Here is a 19,004-nt window from a genome sequence, read left to right on the forward strand (position 1 = left end):
GGTTCAGAGGCTGAGCACGATCTTGCCCACATGCGCGCCGGCCTCCATGCGGCGGTGCGCGTCGGCGGCTTCGGCCAGCGGAAAGACCCTGTCGGTCACCGGCGTGAGGCGGCCGGCGGCGAAGGCTGGCCAGATCACGCCTTCCAGCGTTTCGGCAATCGCCTGCTTGAAGGCCACCGTGCGTGGCCGCAGCATCGAACCCGTCAGCACCAGCCGCTTGCGCATCACTTGGGCCAGGTTCACCTCCGCCGTTGGCCCGCGCTGGAAGGCGATGCTGACGTGGCGGCCATCGTCGGCCAGGCAGGCGATGTTCTTCGGCAGATAATCGCCGCCCACCATGTCCAGCACGATATCCACGCCCTTGCCGCCGGTCAGCGCCAGCGCCTCGGCGGCGAAATCCTGGGTGCGGTAATTGATGGCATGCGCGGCCCCATGGGCAAGCGCGGCCGCGCATTTGTCATCGCTGCCGCAGGTGGCGATCGCGGTCAGGCCGATTTCCTGCGCCAGTTGCAGGGCAGTGATGCCAATGCCGCTGGTGCCACCGTGGACAAGCAAGGTTTCCCCCGGCCTTGCATGGCCACGGTCCATCACGCTGGACCAGACGGTGAACCAGGTTTCCGGCAGCCCGGCGGCATCGGTCATCGCCATGCCGGCCGGCACCGGCAGACATTGCTCGGCCGGCGCCACGCAATATTCGGCATAGCCGCCGCCTGCCACCAGCGCGCACACCGCATCACCGGGGCGCCAGCGCGTGACATTCTCCCCCACCGCCACCACGGTGCCGGCGATTTCCAGCCCCATGATCGTCGGCGTGCCGGGCTGCATCGGATACAGGCCCAGCCGCTGCAGCACATCGGGCCGGTTCACCCCGGCGGCTGCCACCTTCACCAGCACATCGCCGGGGCCGGGCTGAGGCACGGGGCGCGAAACCGGCACCAGCACCTCCGGCCCTCCGGGTGCTGCGGGATCGATGGCGGTCATGTGGCTGGGAATGGTCATGGCTGCACCATGCCAGCCCGGCAGCGACGGTCAATGCTTGCAGAATATGCGCGGCGCACATATATCGCTGGCATGAGCAACGATGATCTGGCCAACCAGCTGGGCGCACTGGCGCTTGCCCTTGCCGACGACATGCGGGCCGCGGCGGAAACGGCGGCCGGAGAGCCTGGCCCGGCGGCTGCCGCGCTGGTGCTTGCCGGCCATGTGCCCGATCTCAGCATCGCGGCACTAGCGCCGGCGGTGGGCCTGTCCCACCCCGGTGCGGTGCGGCTGGTGGACCGGCTGGTCGCCGATGGGCTGATGCAGCGGCAGCCATCGCCGCAGGATCGCCGCGCTGTGCAGCTCCAGCTCACCCCGGCGGGCCGCGCGCGGGCGATGGCGGTGCAGGCGGCCCGCACCGCGCCGCTGCGCCAGCTGGTGGCGATGCTCGATCCCGGCGAAACCGATGTGCTGGCCGGGGCGGTGGCCCGCCTGCTGGCAGCGCGGGTGGAGAGCATGGCCGACGCGCTGCGCCTGTGCCGCCTGTGTGACCATGATCGCTGTGACAACTGCCCGGCGGAGCGGGCGCTGCCCGCATAGTATATGCGTGACGCATATTTAATTTGGTGAGCCGACAGGGAAGATATATGCTTGGCGCATCTTTTTTGGAGATGTGCCATGAACACCACCCGTAATGCTGCCGCCGGTGAACATCTGCTGCGCGGGGCCCTGATCCTGTTTTTCCTGGGCTTTGGCCTCTACAAGTTCACTGCGGTCGAAGCCGCCGCCATCCAGCCGCTGATGGCCAACAGCCCGTTCTTCAGCTGGCTCTATGCGCTGTTCAGCGTGCAGGGCGCTTCCAATCTGATCGGCGTCTATGAGGTGGCCGCTGCCCTGTTGCTGCTGGCGCGGCCCTGGTCGGCGCGGGCCGGGCTGATCGGCAGCTTGATGATTGCCGTGGCGCTCTTCGGCACCCTCAGCTTCCTGTTCACCACGCCCAATGCCGGCGGCGATCTGCAGGGCTTCATCCTGAAGGATATCGGCCTCCTGGCCATTGCCTTGTGGTCGGCGCTGGAAAGCCGCGCCGCGCTGCCGGCCGCCCGTTCCAGGCTTGCCATGGCCTGATCACGCCGTCCCCCCGGCTTGACGACATGCCCGCCGCACGCCAGCGTGGCGGGCATGTTCGATGATGATCTGCCCAGGAAGAAACATGACCTCCTTGCCGATCTGGCGCGGGAGGATCTGGACCGTCTGTCCATCGCCGATCTGGATGAGCGCATCGCCGCGCTGGAGGCCGAACTGGCGCGCGCCAGGGCGAAGCGCGACGGGGCCGCCAAGTTCCGCGCCGCGGCCGACAGTCTGTTCAAGTCATGACCGGCCATCAGACCTCATTGGGCACGCATGATTATGCGCCCGATGCCCGCAACGAAACCATCCTGATCAACGTGAACGGCGTGCTGCGCCCGCGCGCCGAAGCGATGGTGAGCGTGTTTGATTCGGGCTTCATGCTCGGCGACGGTGTGTGGGAGGGCCTGCGCGTCCATGCCGGGCGCGTGGCCTTTCTGGACCAGCATCTCGACCGGCTGTGGGAAGGCGCCAAGGCCATTTTCATGGACATCGGCATCAGCCGCGACGAGCTGGAACGGCGGATTTACGCCACCATCGACGCGAACGCGATGACCGCCTGCCATATCAGGCTGATGGTGACGCGCGGCCTGCGCTCCACCCCCTATCAGGATCCCCGCGTGGTGGTGTCACCGGCCACCATCGTCATCATTGCCGAGCACAAGGACCCGCTGCCCAGCACCATCGAGAAGGGCATCCGCCTTGCCACCGTGCATGTGCGGCGCGGTTATCCGGACGTGCAGGACCCGAAGCTGAACAGCCATTCGAAGCTCAACTGCATCACCGCCTGCATCCAGGCGACGCAAGCCGGGGCGGACGAGGCGTTGATGCTGGATCCACACGGCTTTGTGGCGACATGCAATTCCACGCATTTCTTCATCGTGAAGCGCAACCGGCGCGGCGTGCAGGAGGTGTGGACATCGAGCGGCGATTATTGCCTGGCCGGCATCACGCGCGGCAACGTGATCCGCGTGTGCGAGGATCATGGCATCCCGGTGTTTGAGAAGAATTTCAGCCTGACCGATGTCTATTCGGCGGATGAGGCCTTTGTGACCGGCACCTTTGCCGGCGTGGTGCCGGTGACCAGCATTGATGGCCGGCCGCTGACCCCGGCGCGCGGGCCGATGGTGGAACGGCTGCAGGGCCTGTATCGCGCCCTGATCGAAGCCGATGTGGCGGCGCGGGGGCGGCCGTGACCATCCGCATTGCCCAACCCCTTCGCATTGCCATGTGGTCGGGCCCGCGCAACCTGTCGACCGCGATGATGCGCAGCTTTGGCGCCCGCAGCGACTGCCATGTCAGCGACGAGCCTTATTATGGCGCCTATCTGAAGCAGACCGGCGATGATCATCCGATGGCGGCCGAGGTCATCGCTGCCATGGACTGTGATTGGCACAGCGTGACCGCCGCGCTGTCGGGCGCGTGCGACCGGCCGGTCTGGTATCAGAAGCACATGGTTCACCACATGGTCGGGCCGGTCGATCTGTTCAGCCTTGCGGGCTTTCGTCATGCCTTCCTGATCCGCGCGCCGGAACGGGTGATCGCCAGCTATGCCGCCAAGCGGGAGGTGGTGACGGCACAAGGGCTGGGCTTTGCCAGGCAGCGCGACTGGTTCGAACGGCTGGCCGACCAGGCGGGCCAGGCGCCGCCGGTGGTTGATTCGGCCGATGTGCTGCGCGATCCGGCCGGCACGCTGGCCCGGCTGTGCGCGGCGCTGGGCCTTGATTGGGACCCGGCCATGCTGCGCTGGGCGCCGGGGCCGCGGGTGACGGACGGCGTGTGGGCGCCGCACTGGTATGGCCGGGTGCTGGCCTCCACCGGCTTTGATGCCGCCGAAGGGCCGCTGCCGGTGCTGGACGGCGAGGCGGCGCGGGTGCGCGATGAATGCCGCCCGCATTATGAGGCGATGGCGGCGCATCGCATCTGAGGTCCTCCCCAAACTTGTTTGGGGAGGTGCCGAGCGGAGCGAGGCGGAGGGGCAGGGACTGCACAAGCCCCTCCACCGCCGTGCCGGCGGTCCCCCTCCCCAAACCAGTTTGGGGAGGACCTTGTGTCTCAAATCAAAAGCGACAGGTTGCCCAAGGCTGACGCGCGCGTAATCTGCGCCGCGTCATGACTTGGGGAGTGGACCCGTGAACTTCGATTTTTCCGACGAAGCCAAGGAACTGGGCGAACAGGCGAAGAAGCTGCTCGCCGAAAAGGCCGGCACCGGCCCGGCGCGCAAGGCGATGGCGGCCGATGCGCCGGCCATGGACGCGGCGCTGTGGAAGGAGATCAGCGAGCTGGGCTGGACGGCGGCGCGCGTGCCGGAAGCCCATGGCGGCCTCGGCCTTTCGGTGGAGGAGGTTGCCCAGCTGGCCGAAGCCGCCGGCGGCAGCCTGGCGCATGTGCCGCTCGTGTCCACCCTGCTCGCCACCGAAGCGCTGGTGCTGGCCGGCACCGAGGCACAGCAGGCCAAATGGCTGCCCGGCATCGCCAGCGGCGAGACCATCGCCTGCGTGGCGTGGAGCGAGTCCGGCGCGGTGAACCCGGCCAATGTGCGGACCGAGGCCAAGGGCGGCAAGCTGACCGGCGTGAAGCAGCCGGTCGCCGATCTGGCTGTTGCCCATGTCGCCATCGTGGTGGCCGCCGGTGCCGATGGCCCGCAGCTGCACATCGTCGATCTGAACGGGGCCGACACGGCGGCGGTGGAAACGCTTGATCTCGTCCGCCGCCATGGCCGGCTGACGCTGAACGCCACCCCGGCTGAGGCGCTGGGCACGGTCGGCGATTATCAGGATTGGCTCGACCGCGCGGCGGTGATCCTGGCCTATGAGGCGATTGGCACCGCCGGTGCCGCGATGGCGATGACGGTGGATTATGCCAAGACCCGCGTTGCCTTTGGCCAGAAGATCGGCCGCTATCAGGCGGTGAAGCACAAGTGCGCCGACATGTATATCAAGCTGGAACTGGCCCGCGCCCATGCCCTGCATGGCCTGGCCATGATCGGCACCAACGGCGCCGAATTGCGCCAGGCTGCGGCAGCGGCGCGCGTCGCCAGCCTCGATGCGCTGGCCTATTGTGCCGAGGAGAATGTGCAGCTGCACGGCGGCATCGGGTTCACCTGGGAAAGCGATTGCCAGTTTTATTACCGCCGCAACCGGGCGCTGGTGGCCGCGCTGGGCCCGCGCGGCTGGTGGGCGGAACGGCTGGTGCGCGCGCTGGAACAGCGCAACCGCGCGGCCGCGTGATCGGGTTACGGGAGAGGCAAGATGAATTTCAACGACACCCCGCAGGAAGCCGAATATCGCGCGACGGTGCGCGCCTGGCTGGAAGCGAACGCCGCCGAATATCGGGAGCCGCCGGCCGACAGCTGGAAACTGCCCGAGTTCATCGCGCGTTCGAAGGCCTGGCAGGCCAAGAAGCACGCCGCCGGATATACCGGCATCACCTGGCCCAAGATGTTCGGCGGCCAGGGCCTGACCCCGATGCACAGCATCATCTATGGCCAGGAGGAAAGCCGCTGGCACGTGCCGCAGGGCCTCTATTCCATCGGCCTTGGCATGTGCATTCCCACCGTCTTCACCCACGGCCAGCCCGATGTGATCCAGCGTTATGTGCCGAAAGCGCTGCTGGGCGAGGAGGTGTGGTGCCAGCTGTTTTCCGAACCGGCGGCCGGGTCTGACCTCGCCGGCATCCGCACCAAGGCGGTGCGCGATGGCGATGAATGGGTGATCGATGGCCAGAAGGTGTGGACCAGCTTTGCCCACGCCAGCGATTACGGCATCGTGGTCACCCGCACCGATCCCAGCCTGCCCAAGCACAAGGGCCTGACCATGTTCATCGTGAACATGAAGGCTAGCGGAGTGACGGTGAAGGGCATCAAGCAGATGTCGGGCGGCAGCGATTTCAATGAGGTGTTCTTCGATGGCGTGCGCGTCCATGATTCGCACCGGCTCGGCGCTGTCGGCGATGGCTGGAAGGTGGCGCTGACCACGCTGATGCACGAGCGTCTCGCCGTCGGCGGAAAGCCGCGCTATGCGCCCGGCTATGAAACGCTGATGAAGCTGGCGCGCGGCGTGGATGCCCCCGATGGCAACCCGGCGATTGCCGCCAGCGACGTGCGCCAGAAGATCGCCCAGACCTATATCAACGATCAGGGCATCAAGCTGACCCAGATGCGCGCGCTCTCGGCATTGTCAAAGGGCCAGGTGCCGGGGCCGGAACAGTCCATCTCCAAGGTGGTGGTGGCCAAGACCATGCAGGATCTGGCCAGCTTCGCGCTGGATCTGTCGGGCGGCGATGGTTTTGTCGCCGGGGCGGACGCCGATCCCGAATTGGCCAAGCTGCAGGGCAGCTATCTCGGCTCGGCCGGTCTGCGCATTGCCGGCGGGACGGACGAAATCCTGAGGAACATCATCGCCGAACGCGTGCTCGGCCTGCCCGGCGACATGCGGCCGGACAAGGACACGCCGTTCAACCAGGCGGTGACTGCGTAACCGCCACAGGCGGGACAAATTGGGGCGCTGGCCAGCCGGCCGGCGCTCCTTTTGCTGTCAGGTCGCCGGGCAGCCTTCCGGCACCGGGGCCAGGCTCAATTCGGCGCGGGCCTTTTCCAGATCGGCCTTGTAATCGCGCGTGTCCTCGATGCGCTGGTAAAGCGCGGTGGCCATCAGCCGCCCGCCCACCACGTCCGACGCCCAGTGCACCCGGCAGGCGATGCGCAGATCGCCGGTGGACTTGCCGAACTTCAGGATCTCGGTGCTGCGCGCGGGCCGCGCATCCGACAGGATCAGGCCCCACAGCCAGCCCACCGCGGCATGGCCGGACGGATAGGCAAAGCCCAGGGGCTTGCCGCCATCCTTGGCATGATCGGGATCACAGGCCTTGCCGCCATCGGTGGTGAACGGGCGTTGGCGCTTGTAATGTTCCTTGGCGGCAAACACGGCGCGGCCCAGATCGGTGCCGGCGCGGCGCAGCAGGGCCATGGTGGCTGGCGTGGTTTCCGCGGACAATTGCGCCCCCAGCGCGCAGCTGATCGCCTTGACGAAGCTCGGGCTGGTCACGCTCAACTGGCCAATGGCGCGCTGCCATTCGGGGCCGCCGATGCCCTTGCGGCTCTGGCGATAGACGAATTCATCCGCTTCGGCCTCGCTGCTGCCGGCCGCGGGCGGCGGCGGCAACAGGCGCAGCATGCTGAGCGGCTGCATGCGTTCGACATAGCCGGCCGGGGCGGCGCTGCCCGTCATTGCGGGCGGGGCCGCAGGGGCTGCCGGCTGGGCGGCGGCCGCGTTGGCGGTGAGCAACAGGGGCAGGATCAGGCGCATGGCGTCCCTTTCATCAGCAGAAAAATGCCGGCGGCGCACTCGCCGCCTCGGCACGGGCCTTGGCCAGATCGGCGCGATAGGCCGGGCTGGCCGACAATTGGCGGTGCAACAGGCCGGCCAGGGTGCGGCTGGCCGCGATATCCGACGGCCAGTGCACCCGGCAGGCCACCCGCAGATTGCCGGTGTCGCGGCCGAACGCGTCCAAATCGCTGGCCCGGGCCGGTGTCACATCGGCGAGCACCAGCGCCCACAGCGCCGCCGTGGTGCCATGGCCCGACGGGTAGGAAAAATCCGGATCGGCCGGCTTGCCCGGCCTGCCCATCAGATCGCACGCCTCACCGCCATCGGTGGTGAACGGGCGCGGGCGGGCAAATTTGTCCTTGGCGGCGTTGACGGCGCGCCGGGCATCCTGGGCACTGCGGCTGAGCAGGGTGACCAGATGCGGCGTCAGCTTGGCGTCGAGCTGGCGGCCAAAGGCGCAGCTCAATTGCTGGCGATAGGCTGGCAGATTCAGCGAGCGCTGGGCCCGGGCGCGCTGCCAGTCGCGGCTGCCGATGCCGCTGGCGGCGGCGGCATAGGCGGCGCGATCCTCGCGCTCGGCCGCGCTGCCCGGTGCCGGTGGCGGCGGCAGCTGCCTGACAACGGCGGTCACCGCCGGCTGCGGCAGATAGGGCGCAGCGCCCTTCTGCGCCAGGCCCTGGCCGCTGGCCGGCACCGCCAGCACCAGGCCGGCGATGGCGGTGAGCAGCCGGGCAGATGATGTTCGGATTGTCCCCATGGCTTCATTCTGCCTTCGCGGCCGGCCATCTGGCCAGAAAAAACCGCAGGCCACGCCAGCGCCAAGGGCTGTTCGGTCCCTGTGCGACCCCTGTGCGACCATGCCACAGCTATAAAAGCGGCCAGCTGGGCCGTTTGCCCCTTGATGTTTGGCCATGCCGGGCAGACATTGGGGACAAGGCCCGACATCTGGCCGGGCCGGCAATGGTGCTGATTTCCCCCCGAAACAGCGCCCCGGAGAATTTGATGCCCTCGTTCACACGGGAACTGGAGAAGACCCTCCACAACGCTCTGGCCGAAGCTGCCCGCCGGACGCACGAATATGCCACGCTGGAACATCTGTTGCTGGCGCTCACCACCGACACGCATGCCGCCCAGGTGATGAAGGCCTGCAATGTTGATCTGGAAGAGCTGCAGAGCCAGCTGATCCGCTATCTCGATACCGAGCTGACCGCGCTGAAGGCCGATGCCAGCATCGATCCGTCGCCCACCGCCGGCTTCCAGCGCGTGGTGCAGCGTGCCATCCTGCACGTGCAATCATCGGGCCGCGAGGAAGTGACCGGCGCCAATGTGCTGGTCGCGCTGTTTTCCGAACGCGAAAGCCATGCCGTCTTCTTCCTGCAGCAGCAGGACATGACGCGCCTCGATGCCGTCAGCTTCATCAGCCATGGCATCGCCAAGTCCGGCCAGTCCGAAGCCAAGCCGCCCAAGGGTGCGGCCGGCGGCGGTGCCGAGAAGGACGAGCCGGAGGAAAAGCCGGCCAAGGCGGAGAAGACCGAGAAGAAGGGCAGCGAAAGCGCCCTCAAGCAGTTCACCGTCAACCTCAACGATAAGGCGAAGAACGGCAAGGTCGATCCGCTGATTGGCCGCAGCGCCGAGGTGGACCGCACCATCCAGATCCTGTGCCGGCGCACCAAGAACAACCCGCTCTATGTGGGGGATCCGGGCGTGGGCAAGACGGCGATCGCCGAAGGCCTGGCCCGCAAGATCATCGAGGGCCAGGTGCCCGATGTGCTGAAGCCCGCGGTGATCTACAGCCTCGACATGGGCGCGCTCTTGGCCGGCACCCGCTATCGCGGCGATTTTGAAGAGCGGCTGAAGAATGTCGTGTCCGAACTGGAAAAGCTGCCCGATGCGGTGCTGTTCATCGATGAAATCCACACGGTGATCGGTGCCGGCGCCACCAGCGGCGGCGCGATGGACGCATCCAACCTGTTGAAGCCGGCGCTGTCATCCGGCGCGATCCGCTGCATCGGTTCGACCACCTACAAGGAGTTCCGCAATCATTTCGAGAAGGACCGCGCCCTGCTGCGCCGGTTCCAGAAGATCGACGTGAACGAGCCGAGCATCGAGGACACGGTGAAGATCCTGATGGGCCTGCGCCCGTCGTACGAAGAGCATCACAAGCTGAAATACACTCCCGATGCCATCAAGGCGGCGGTGGAGCTTTCGGCGCGCTACATCAACGATCGCAAGCTGCCCGACAAGGCCATCGACGTGATCGACGAGACCGGTGCCAGCCAGATGCTGCTGCCCGAGCACAAGCGCAAGAAGACCATCGGCGTGAAGGAGGTGGAGGCGGTGATCGCCACCATGGCCCGCATCCCGCCGAAGAGCGTTTCGACCGACGACAAGGCCCAGCTCGCCACGCTGGAAGCCGATCTGAAGCGCGTGGTGTTCGGCCAGGATGCCGCCATCGAGAAGCTGGCCAGCGCCATCAAGCTGGCCCGCGCCGGGCTTCGCGAACCCAACAAGCCGATCGGCTGCTATCTCTTCTCCGGCCCGACCGGGGTCGGCAAGACCGAGGTGGCCAAGCAGCTGGCGACCATCCTGGGCATTCCGCTCACCCGTTTCGACATGTCGGAATATATGGAGCGCCATTCGGTCAGCCGGCTGATCGGTGCGCCTCCCGGTTATGTCGGCTTTGACCAGGGCGGCCTCTTGACCGATGCGGTCGATCAGCAGCCGCATTCGGTGCTGCTGCTGGACGAGATCGAGAAGGCCCACCCCGATCTGTTCAACATCCTGCTGCAGGTGATGGACAACGGCAAGTTGACCGATCACCACGGCAAGACGGTGGATTTCCGCAACATCATCCTGATCATGACCACCAATGCCGGGGCCGCCGACATGGCGCGCGAAGGCATCGGCTTTGGCGCCACCACCCGCGTGGGCGAGGACGAGGAAGCGATCAAGAAGCTGTTCAGCCCGGAATTCCGCAACCGCCTCGATGCCACCGTGCCGTTCGGCTATCTGCCGCCGGCCGTGGTTGCCATGGTGATCGACAAGTTCGTGCTGGGCCTGGAACTGCAGCTGGCCGACCGCGAGGTGCACATCAGCCTCACCGAAGAGGCCAAGGCCTGGCTGATCCAGCGCGGCTATGACCGGCTTTATGGTGCGCGGCCGATGGGCCGCCTGATCCAGGAGAAGATCAAGCAGCCGCTGGCCGAGGAGTTGCTGTTCGGCAAGCTGGTCAACGGCGGCGAGGTGCGCGTGCACGTGAAGGACGATGATCTGTCGTTCGAGATAGTGCCGGCGATCAAGAAGCTGAAGGCGAGGCGGGCGCCCAAGGCGCTGCCGGCGCCAACCGAAGAGGCATGACCGTTCATCTGCCGCTCAGGCCCGTCGCGGCATGAGCGGCAGCAGGACAAGGTTGAAGGCGGGACTCGGGCCATGGGACGCATGGTGATCGAACGGCTGGGCATGGTGATGCTGGTGGTGGCGGCGGTTGTGGCCGCCGAGCCGCGTCTGACCCTGGCCTTCGAAGATGCCGGCGATCCGCGCCCGCAACGCTTTGCGCTGACCGGCGAAATCATGGGCAAGGCGCTGGGCCTGGTGATCAGCTGGTCCGGCGGCGCCCGTCAGCTGCTGAACTGATCCGCCTCCAGATCATCGGTTGACCCGGCCGCCAGCACGCGGCGGGCCACCGCCATGCCATGGCCGGCCCGCAGCATGGCCGCCAATTGCTTCTGCTGCGTCGCGCGGTCGGCATCCGCCGGCCCGAACGGCCCCAGCCGCTTGCGCCGGGCAAAGGCGATGGCCACTGCCAGCGCTTCAGCCTCGTCGGGCCCGTCGCCGCGATCATCCACATCCACCCCATCGGCGGCCAGTTGCGCCGCCACCCGGCGCGGGCCGAGGCCGCGCGCCGCCATGGCGCGCGATTTCATGCCGGCATAGGCGGCATCATCGACATAGCGCAGCGCCGCCAGCCGGTTGATCAGCGCCGGCACATCGGGCGGGGCCTCGCCGGACCAGCCGCGTTCCTTCAGCTTGCGCGCCAGATAGCGCTGCAGCCGGGCCCTGGTGGTGGCAAAACGGGCGGCATAATGCAGCGCCAGTTCGCGCAACTGCGCCTCGTTCAGCGGCGGTGGGGCCCGGCGTGGGGCCTTGGGCTGCGGGCGCCTTTCATCGGTCATGCCACTTTCCTGCCATGATCGGGCCGGATTTTGAACGCCCCAGCGTGCCAGAGGGAGAGTGGACAAGAATATTTCCCCCGCCATTTGGGTCGAATTTCGGGCGGGGTGCAAGGGAGAAGACCATGGCTGACACGGCTGCAACGCTGCGCCCTACCCCGACCGATGATGGCCGCCCGATGCGCCAATCGGATTTCGGCACCGTGGTGGAGGCGCTGGATTATGCCGCGCAGGGGCAAAAGGGCTTCAACTTCCACGATGCCCGCGCCGATCTCGTCCGTGTCTATCCCTATGCCGAGCTGGCCGCCGATGCCCGCCGCTATGCCATGCACTTCATCGCCGAAGGCGTGCAGCCGGGTGACCGCATTGCCCTGATCGCCGAAACCGGTGCCGGTTTCGCCGCCGCCTTCTTCGGCGCGATCTATGCCGGCGCGCTGCCGGTGCCGCTGCCGCTGCCGACCAGCTTTGGCGGCCGCGATGCCTATGTCGATCAGATCCGCGTGCAGCTGAACAGCTGTGATCCGGTGATGGTGCTCTCCCCCACCGGCCTTTATCCGATGGTGGCCGAAGCTGCCGCCGGCAAGTGCGCCGCGCACGACTGGTCGCAATGGTTTGCAGCGGACGCGCCGGTGGTGGCGCTGCCGCAGGCCAAGCCGACCGACATCGCCTATCTGCAATATTCCTCGGGCTCCACCCGTTTCCCGCACGGCGTTGCCGTCACCCACGAGGCGCTGCTGGCCAATCTGGCCGGCCATGCCTTCATGATGAAGGTGGGCGAAGGCGACCGCGTGGTGAGCTGGCTGCCCTGGTATCACGACATGGGCCTGGTGGGCTGCATGTTGTCGCCGATGGCGAACCAGCTGTCGGTCGATTATATCGCCACCGAGGATTTTGCCCGCCGGCCGCTGTCGTGGCTCACGCTGATCAGCCGCAACAAGGATGCGACGCTCAGCTATTCGCCGACCTTTGGCTATGACATTTGCGCCCGCCGCATTTCCCATTCGATCCCGGTGGCCGAACGTTATGACCTGTCGCGCTGGCGCGTGGCCGGCAACGGCGCCGACATGATCCGCCCCGAAGTGATGCAGGCCTTTGTCGATGCCTTCGCGCCGGCCGGGTTCAAGGCCAGCGCCTTCCTGCCCAGCTATGGCCTCGCCGAAGCCACGCTGGCGGTGACGATCATGCCGCCGGGTGACGGCATCCATTGCGACCTGATCGACGAGCGCACCCTGTCGGGCGCGGCGGGCGATGCCCGCGCCGATCAGCGGCTGCCCACCCGCTATCGCGCCATCGTCAATTGCGGCAAGGCCGTGCCGGGCATGACGATCGAGGTGCGCGACGAGAAGGGCCGCGTCCTGCCCGACCGCAAGATCGGCCGTGTGTTCGTGCGCGGGCTGGGCGTGATGGCCGGATATTTCCGCGATCCTGAAGCCACCGAGGCGGCGCTGTCGCCCGACGGCTGGCTCGACACCGGCGACATGGCCTATATGAAGGATGGTTCGATCTATATCGTTGGCCGCGCCAAGGACATGATCATCATCAACGGCAAGAATCACTGGCCGCAGGATATCGAATGGGCGATCGAGCAGCTGCCCGGCTTCAAGGCCGGCGACATTGCCGCCTTCTCGATCACCACCCCCTCGGGCGAGGAAGCGCCGGCGGTGCTGGTGCAGTGCCGCACCAGCGACAATGACGAGCGCATCAAGCTGCGCGACGCCATCCGCACCAAGGTGAAGGCGATCACCGGCATGAGCAGCGTGGTCGAACTGGTGCCGCCGCGCACCCTGCCGCGCACCTCGTCGGGCAAGCTGTCGCGCTCCAAGGCGCGGCTGCAATATCTGTCGGGCGAGATTCAGCCGTTTGAAGTGGCGGCCTGACGCGCAGCGCCCCGGACAAGACCAGACCCGCTCATGCCGAGCTTGTCGAGGCACGCACCACAGCCGGCGTGGTGCCTCGACAAGCTCGGCATGAGCGGGTTGGGGTTTGTTGAACGATGACCGCTGACATTCCCCCCCTCGCCATCACCGGCGCCACCGGCTTCGTCGGCCGCCGCGTGCTGGCGCTGGCCGGCGCCCGCCCCGTCCGCGCCCTTACCCGCCGGCCGCAGCCGCCGCAGCCCGGTGTCGAATGGGTGCTGGGCGATCTTAACGACCGGCACGCCCTCGCCCGGCTTTGCGATGGTGCCGCCGCCGTGCTGCACATTGCCGGCGTGGTGAACGCGCCTGATGCCGCCGGTTTCCACGCCGGCAATGTCACCGGCACCGCCAATGTGCTGGCCGCAGCCGCCGCCGTGCCGCGCATTGTCCATGTTTCCAGCCTGGCCGCACGGGAACCCGGCCTGTCGATTTATGGCGCCTCCAAGGCCGCCGGCGATCGCCAAGTTCAGGCGCGCGACGGCGATTGGCTGATCGTGCGCCCGCCCGGTGTCTATGGCCCCGGCGATGCCGAAATGCGTGATCTGTTCGCGCTGGCGCGGTTCGGCCTGGGCGTCGCCCCCGGCGGCCCGGCGGCCCGCATCAGCCTGATCCATGTCAACGATCTCGCCCGCGCCCTGCTGGCGCTGGCCGATGCAGGGCCCAGCCGCACCGTGCTTGAAATCGATGATGGCGCCGGTGCCCAGGGCGGCCACAGCCACGCCGGCTTTGCCCGCGCCATCGGCCGCGCGCTCGGTCGCCGGCCGCTGGTGCTGCCGATCCCCGGCGGCCTGCTCACCGCGCTGGCGGCATCGCGGCTGATCCCCAAGCTCACACCCGATCGCGCCCGTTATCTGGCCCATCCCGATTGGGTGGCGCGCGGCGGCAATGATCATCTGGCCGGCCTCTGGCAGCCGCAGATCGATCTCGCGGCCGGCCTGGCCGACACGGTGCGGGATTACCGCGCCCGCGGCTGGCTATAGCGCAAGCACGGTTTGCGCCACGAACATCGCAAAGGTGGCGATCAGGCCGCCGATGAACACGCGATAGCCCCAACCGAGATATTTGTATTTCTTTTGCGCCAGCACCTGGCCCAGCTGATAGACATCGCGCGCCATGGCCATCTGGATGGCATGATCATTGGCGTTGGTGCGTTCCAGCCAGTCGATCCAGGCCGCCTCGCTCATCTGGGTGAAGCCGTCAAAGAACAGCAGGTTGGGTGGCGCGGCCGGCCCCTTGGGCGGGCGGCCGATGGAGGGCACCACCGCCAGCATGCACAACACGGCCGCCAACCCCGAACTGGCCGCCAGCACCAGCAACGCCGGGTTGTGTGCGGCCTCCTTCACCACCAGGGCAAAGATCACCGAATTCACCCCGATGATGATGTTGGCCTTCTGATCGGCCATGGCCGACAGGGTGACGTGGTGCGCCTGCATGGTGCGGATCAGGTGGATGGCATTGGCATGCGACGCCCCAGGAACCCCGTCGGCCGCGGCATCCATGCTGATATCGGTCATGTCCCCCATGCGCGGCATGATGGCACCAGATGAACAGTTCCGCAATTTGGCCATGATGTGGGGGCAAAGAGCCCGCAACGCTTGTGGATGGAGCCATCATGACTGACCGCGCCGGGGTTTATGCCCGCATCATCGAACTGATCGAACCGTTGAATGCCAAGAAGGTGGCGCTCACCGAAGCCACGACCTTTGCCGGCGACATGGAGATGGATTCGCTCACCGTCATGGATCTGGTCGCCAGCATGGAAGACGAATGGGATATCCTGATCCCCTTGAACATGCTGCCCGATCTGGAAACCATCGGCCAGGTCGCCGATGCTGTGCACGGCCTGGTGACGAAGAAGGGCTGAGGCCATGACCGATCTTCTGTCGAAGTTTGATCCTCTGATCGCCGAACATGCCGGGCTGCTGTCGGCCGGCATCCGCGATCCGTTCGGCATCGTGATGGACAAGGTGCTGTCGCCCACCGAAGCCATCATCAAGGGCCAGCACACCATCCTGCTCGGCACCTACAATTATATGGGGATGACGTTCGATCCCGATGTGGTGGCCGCTGGCCAGGCCGCCATCCGCGATTATGGCGCCGGCACCACCGGCAGCCGCGTGCTCAACGGCACCTACCAGACCCACAAGGAGTGCGAGGAAGCGCTGAAGGACTTCTATGGCATGTCCCACGCCATGGTGTTCTCCACCGGCTACCAGGCCAATCTCGGCATGGTCTCCACGCTGGCCGGCAAGGGCGATTTCATCATCCTCGATGCCGACAGCCACGCCTCCATCTATGATGGCTGCAAGATGTCCAACGCCGACATCGTGCGCTTCCGCCACAATGATGCCGCCGATCTGGAAAAGCGGCTGAAGCGGCTGCCGCCCGAAGCCGGTAAGCTGGTGGTGCTGGAAGGCGTCTATTCGATGCTGGGCGACATCGCGCCGCTGCCCGAACTGGTGGCCATCGCCAAGGCGCATGGCGCCATGCTGCTGGTCGATGAAGCGCATGGCATGGGCTTTTTCGGGCCCAACGGCCGCGGCGTGTACGAGGAACAGGGCGTCGCCGATGATGTCGATTTCGTCGTCGGCACCTTCTCCAAATCGGTGGGCACGGTCGGCGGTTTCTGCGTCTCCAACCATCCCAAGTTCGAGATTTTGCGCCTCGTCTGCCGGCCCTATACCTTCACCGCCTCGCTGCCGCCGGCCGTGGTGGCCAGCGCCGCCACCTCCATCCGCAAGCTGATGACCGCGCACGACAAGCGCGCCCGGCTGTGGGAAGCCACCCGCCGCCTGCACGGTGGGCTGAAGGCGCGCGGCTTCAAGCTCGCCACCGAAACGCCGGAAAGCGCCATTGTTTCGGTGCTGATGCCGGATCAGGAAACCACGGCGCTGATGTGGTCCACGCTGATTGAACTCGGCGTCTATGTGAACATGAGCCGGCCGCCAGCCACGCCGGCCGGCGTGTTCCTGCTGCGCTGTTCCATCTGCGCCCTGCATTCGGATGCGCAGATCGACACGGTGCTGGGCAAGTTCGAACAGGCCGCGCAGATGGCCAATCTGGCCTTGCACGAGCCCGCCTGATTTCTTCATGACGCAGCAAGGCTGGGCGGCTATAGCATGGCCGCCCGGTCGTTCGCGCGCCCGGTGACCAAGACACCACCTGGGGCAGCTGCGTGACCAAACGCATCGATCGTTACCTGTTCGGCCTGATCCTGGTGCCGCTCATCGGCACGCTGGTGGTGGCGGCCATGCTGCTGGTGCTGGATCGCATGCTGCGCCTGTTCGATTTCGTCATCAACGAAGGCGGGCCGGTCAGCGTGGTGTGGCGCATGCTGGGCAATCTGCTGCCCGAATATCTGTCGCTCGGCATCCCCATTGGCGTGATGCTGGGCACGCTGCTGGCCTTCCGCCGGCTGGCGCTGTCGTCCGAACTGGATTCGCTGCTGGCCGTCGGCATTTCCTATGGCCGGCTGCTGCGGGTGCCGTTCATCTTTGCCGGCGTGTTTGCCGTGGTGAATTTCGGCATTGTCGGCTGGCTGCAGCCGGTCACCCGCTATGCCTATGAGAATCTGCGCTTTGAACTGCGCTCGGGCGCGCTGGGTGCGTCGATCAAGGTGGGGGAATTCGCCAATCTGGGCGGCGGCATGACCTTGCGGGTGGAGGAATCCCGTGAAGGCGGCGCCGATCTCAGGGGCCTGTTCGTGCGCGGCAGCAAGGATGGCCAGACCATCGCCGCCACCGCGGCGCGCGGCAGCTTCCTCGCCACCGACGATCCCGAAACCATCCTGCTGCGCCTGCGCGATGGCACGCTGGTGCACAGCCCGTCGCCGGGGGCCACCCCGCGCGTGCTCAGCTTTTCCCAGCATGATGTGCCGATCCCGCTGCCGGAAATGGTCGCCTTCCGCAAACGCGGCGAAGGCAATCTGGAAGCAACGCTGCCCGAATTGCTGCGCAGCATGTGGAATGGCGACACGGCCGATCTGCGCCGCAGCGCTGCGGCCACCTTCCACCGGCGTGTTGTCCAGTGCGTGATCATGTTCGTGCTGCCCTTCCTCGCCGTCGCCATGGCGGTGCCGCCCAAGCGCTCCACCTCGGCGCTGGGGGTGTTTCTGTCGATCATCGCGCTCGTCACCTTCCACAAGCTCACCGAATATGGCGAGCGCATGGGCGCGCTGGGCCGGGTTGATCCGGTGCTGGCGCAATGGGTGCCCTATGCCCTGTTCCTCGGCCTGGCGCTGTGGATGTTCCGCGTGCTGTGCCGGCCGGGCGGCCAGCCCATCGGCGCGCTCGACCGCTGGTTCGGCAAGATCAGCGGCCTGGTCACCGGCCTGGCGGCGCGCCTGGTGCGCCGGCAGAGCTGGGCCGATGATGTGCTGTCGGCAGGGTGATCCGCATGGCCTTGTTCCCCTCCCGCACCATCGCCTGGTACACGGCGCGGATGTTCCTGATCCGGGTGGCGGCCTTCATCATCGGCCTCACCGTCATTCTGCAGTCGCTGGATCTGTTGTCGGAAAGCGGCAAGGTGCTCGCAGCGGCCGGCAACACCGAGTCCGATCTGTGGGTCTATGTCTCCCTGCGCGCGCCGCAGATCGTGCAATTGTTTCTGCCCTTTTCGGTGCTGCTGGCCACGCTGGTGACGCTGGCGACCCTCAACCAGAACAGCGAGGTGGTGATCTTCAAGGCGGCGGGCTTGTCAGCCCACCATATCCTGGCGCCGCTGATGCTGGCGGCGCTGGGCGTTGCCGTGGCCAATTTCGCCTGGAACGAACGCATCGCCACACGGGCCAGCGCCACGCTGAAGGCCTGGCAGGAGGTGGAATATCGCAAGCTGCCCAAGGCGACGGCCGCCAAGACGCAAAGCTGGGTGCGCGGCGGCGATGATCTGTTCCACGCCGAAGCGGTCATCGGCCGGGGCGCCACCACCCGGCTGGATGATGTCACCATCTATGACCGGCGCGGCAACCGGCTGGTGCAGGTGGTGATGGCCGCCAGCGCGACACCGGCACCGGGCGGCTGGCAGCTGAACAAGGTGCGGCTGTTCGACGTGGCGAGCGGCGGGCTGGAACGGCGTGACCAGTTGCTGTTCACCACCGATGTGGTGCCGCGCCAGTTCACCACCGCCAGCATCAACCCCAATTTCGTGCCGCTGTGGGACTTGTGGCCGCAGATCGCCGAACAACGCGCCGCCGGCAAATCCACCGACGTGCTGGAGGCGGCGGCCTGGCACAAGATTTCGGGGCCGCTGTCGGCGGTGCTGATGCCGCTCCTGGGCGCGGTGGCGGCCTTTGGCCTGGCCCGCTCCGGCAAATTGTTCGTGCGCGCGGTGATCGGCATGGCGCTGGGCTTCGCCTTTTTCGTGGCCGACAATTTCATGCTGGCGATGGGCAATTTCGGCACGGTGCCGCCGCTGATGGCGGCCTGGTCGCCGTTCATCCTGTTCCTGCTGATCGGCGAGGCCGTGCTGATCCGCACCGAGGAATGATTGCC

Annotated in this window: 20 protein-coding genes; 15 read left to right on the forward strand and 5 right to left on the reverse strand. The window is 66.7% G+C overall.

Annotated features, from left to right (window positions below; genetic code table 11):
- Positions 1-3: 3 nt before the first annotated feature.
- A complete protein-coding gene (locus CHU93_RS11695; RefSeq protein ID WP_094474254.1) occupies positions 4-999 on the reverse strand; it encodes an NAD(P)H-quinone oxidoreductase in 996 nt (331 codons plus the stop codon).
- Positions 1,000-1,071: 72 nt separating this feature from the next.
- Between CHU93_RS11695 and CHU93_RS11700 the strand changes: the two genes are divergently transcribed.
- The 7 genes from CHU93_RS11700 to CHU93_RS11730 all read left to right on the forward strand — a co-directional run bounded on the left by CHU93_RS11700 (position 1,072) and on the right by CHU93_RS11730 (position 6,581).
- Positions 1,072-1,578 carry a MarR family winged helix-turn-helix transcriptional regulator gene (locus CHU93_RS11700; protein ID WP_165768716.1) on the forward strand — a complete coding sequence of 169 codons (507 nt, stop codon included), beginning with the start codon at positions 1,072-1,074 and terminating at the stop codon, positions 1,576-1,578.
- A 78-nt stretch (positions 1,579-1,656) separates the two neighbouring features.
- The gene (locus CHU93_RS11705) at positions 1,657-2,103 is read left to right on the forward strand and encodes a DUF417 family protein (protein ID WP_094474258.1); all 447 of its coding nucleotides are present in this window, start codon (positions 1,657-1,659) and stop codon (positions 2,101-2,103) included.
- An 18-nt stretch (positions 2,104-2,121) separates the two neighbouring features.
- Positions 2,122-2,352, forward strand: coding sequence for a DUF1192 family protein (locus tag CHU93_RS11710; RefSeq protein WP_423825906.1), 231 nt, complete (start codon positions 2,122-2,124; stop codon positions 2,350-2,352).
- A complete protein-coding gene (locus CHU93_RS11715; RefSeq protein WP_094474262.1) occupies positions 2,349-3,299 on the forward strand; it encodes an aminotransferase class IV in 951 nt (316 codons plus the stop codon). Before CHU93_RS11710 ends, CHU93_RS11715 begins: the two co-directional genes overlap by 4 nt.
- The gene (locus CHU93_RS11720) at positions 3,296-4,030 is read left to right on the forward strand and encodes a sulfotransferase (RefSeq protein WP_243375610.1); all 735 of its coding nucleotides are present in this window, start codon (positions 3,296-3,298) and stop codon (positions 4,028-4,030) included. Before CHU93_RS11715 ends, CHU93_RS11720 begins: the two co-directional genes overlap by 4 nt.
- A 205-nt stretch (positions 4,031-4,235) precedes the next feature.
- Positions 4,236-5,333, forward strand: a complete 1,098-nt coding sequence (locus CHU93_RS11725) for an acyl-CoA dehydrogenase family protein (protein ID WP_094474266.1) — start codon at positions 4,236-4,238, stop codon at positions 5,331-5,333.
- A gap of 21 nt (positions 5,334-5,354) precedes the next feature.
- On the forward strand, positions 5,355-6,581 hold the full coding sequence (locus CHU93_RS11730; RefSeq protein ID WP_094474268.1) for an acyl-CoA dehydrogenase family protein: 1,227 nt from the start codon (positions 5,355-5,357) through the stop codon (positions 6,579-6,581).
- 57 nt (positions 6,582-6,638) lie between these two features.
- Here CHU93_RS11730 and CHU93_RS11735 read toward each other — a convergent pair whose 3' ends face one another.
- Together CHU93_RS11735 and CHU93_RS11740 are read right to left on the reverse strand one after the other, a co-directional pair.
- A complete protein-coding gene (locus tag CHU93_RS11735) occupies positions 6,639-7,409 on the reverse strand; it encodes an acid phosphatase (protein ID WP_094474270.1) in 771 nt (256 codons plus the stop codon).
- Between the two features lie 13 nt (positions 7,410-7,422).
- Positions 7,423-8,187 (reverse strand): phosphatase PAP2 family protein, encoded by a 765-nt coding sequence (locus CHU93_RS11740; RefSeq protein ID WP_165768717.1) that lies wholly within the window; start codon positions 8,185-8,187, stop codon positions 7,423-7,425.
- Positions 8,188-8,432: 245 nt separating this feature from the next.
- On the opposite strand from CHU93_RS11740, the gene clpA reads away from it, so the two are divergent.
- Positions 8,433-10,787, forward strand: a complete 2,355-nt coding sequence (clpA, locus tag CHU93_RS11745; RefSeq protein WP_094474306.1) for an ATP-dependent Clp protease ATP-binding subunit ClpA — start codon at positions 8,433-8,435, stop codon at positions 10,785-10,787.
- Positions 10,788-10,859: 72 nt separating this feature from the next.
- Positions 10,860-11,063, forward strand: coding sequence for a hypothetical protein (locus tag CHU93_RS11750; protein WP_133064394.1), 204 nt, complete (start codon positions 10,860-10,862; stop codon positions 11,061-11,063).
- Here CHU93_RS11750 and CHU93_RS11755 read toward each other — a convergent pair.
- Positions 11,048-11,602 carry a regulatory protein RecX gene (locus CHU93_RS11755; RefSeq protein WP_094474276.1) on the reverse strand — a complete coding sequence of 185 codons (555 nt, stop codon included), beginning with the start codon at positions 11,600-11,602 and terminating at the stop codon, positions 11,048-11,050. The genes CHU93_RS11750 and CHU93_RS11755 overlap by 16 nt on opposite strands.
- Positions 11,603-11,724: 122 nt before the next feature.
- On the opposite strand from CHU93_RS11755, the gene CHU93_RS11760 reads away from it, so the two are divergent.
- Both CHU93_RS11760 and CHU93_RS11765 read left to right on the forward strand, forming a co-directional pair.
- Positions 11,725-13,476 (forward strand): fatty acyl-AMP ligase, encoded by a 1,752-nt coding sequence (locus tag CHU93_RS11760; RefSeq protein ID WP_094474278.1) that lies wholly within the window; start codon positions 11,725-11,727, stop codon positions 13,474-13,476.
- Positions 13,477-13,592: 116 nt separating this feature from the next.
- Positions 13,593-14,495: an NAD-dependent epimerase/dehydratase family protein gene (locus tag CHU93_RS11765; RefSeq protein WP_207759272.1), complete on the forward strand. Its 903-nt coding sequence runs from the start codon at positions 13,593-13,595 to the stop codon at positions 14,493-14,495.
- Here the strand turns inward: CHU93_RS11765 and CHU93_RS11770 are convergent.
- The gene (locus tag CHU93_RS11770; protein WP_094474280.1) at positions 14,490-15,047 is read right to left on the reverse strand and encodes a Pycsar system effector family protein; all 558 of its coding nucleotides are present in this window, start codon (positions 15,045-15,047) and stop codon (positions 14,490-14,492) included. The two genes, CHU93_RS11765 and CHU93_RS11770, sit on opposite strands and share 6 nt — an antisense overlap.
- Positions 15,048-15,127: 80 nt before the next feature.
- Here CHU93_RS11770 and CHU93_RS11775 point away from each other — a divergent pair, with 80 nt between their 5' ends.
- From CHU93_RS11775 to lptG, 4 genes are all read left to right on the forward strand, one after another.
- Complete coding sequence (locus CHU93_RS11775; protein ID WP_086116114.1) at positions 15,128-15,379, forward strand: acyl carrier protein; 252 nt, start codon at positions 15,128-15,130, stop codon at positions 15,377-15,379.
- Between the two features lie 4 nt (positions 15,380-15,383).
- Complete coding sequence (gene spt / locus CHU93_RS11780) at positions 15,384-16,598, forward strand: serine palmitoyltransferase (RefSeq protein ID WP_094474282.1); 1,215 nt, start codon at positions 15,384-15,386, stop codon at positions 16,596-16,598.
- Between the two features lie 92 nt (positions 16,599-16,690).
- Positions 16,691-17,905: an LptF/LptG family permease gene (locus CHU93_RS11785; RefSeq protein ID WP_094474284.1), complete on the forward strand. Its 1,215-nt coding sequence runs from the start codon at positions 16,691-16,693 to the stop codon at positions 17,903-17,905.
- 5 nt (positions 17,906-17,910) lie between these two features.
- Entirely contained in the window at positions 17,911-18,999 is a 1,089-nt protein-coding gene (gene lptG / locus CHU93_RS11790) for an LPS export ABC transporter permease LptG (protein ID WP_094474310.1), read from the forward strand.
- Positions 19,000-19,004: the final 5 nt, after the last annotated feature.

This window comes from Sandarakinorhabdus cyanobacteriorum (genome assembly GCF_002251755.1).
Lineage (GTDB): Bacteria > Pseudomonadota > Alphaproteobacteria > Sphingomonadales > Sphingomonadaceae > Sandarakinorhabdus > Sandarakinorhabdus cyanobacteriorum.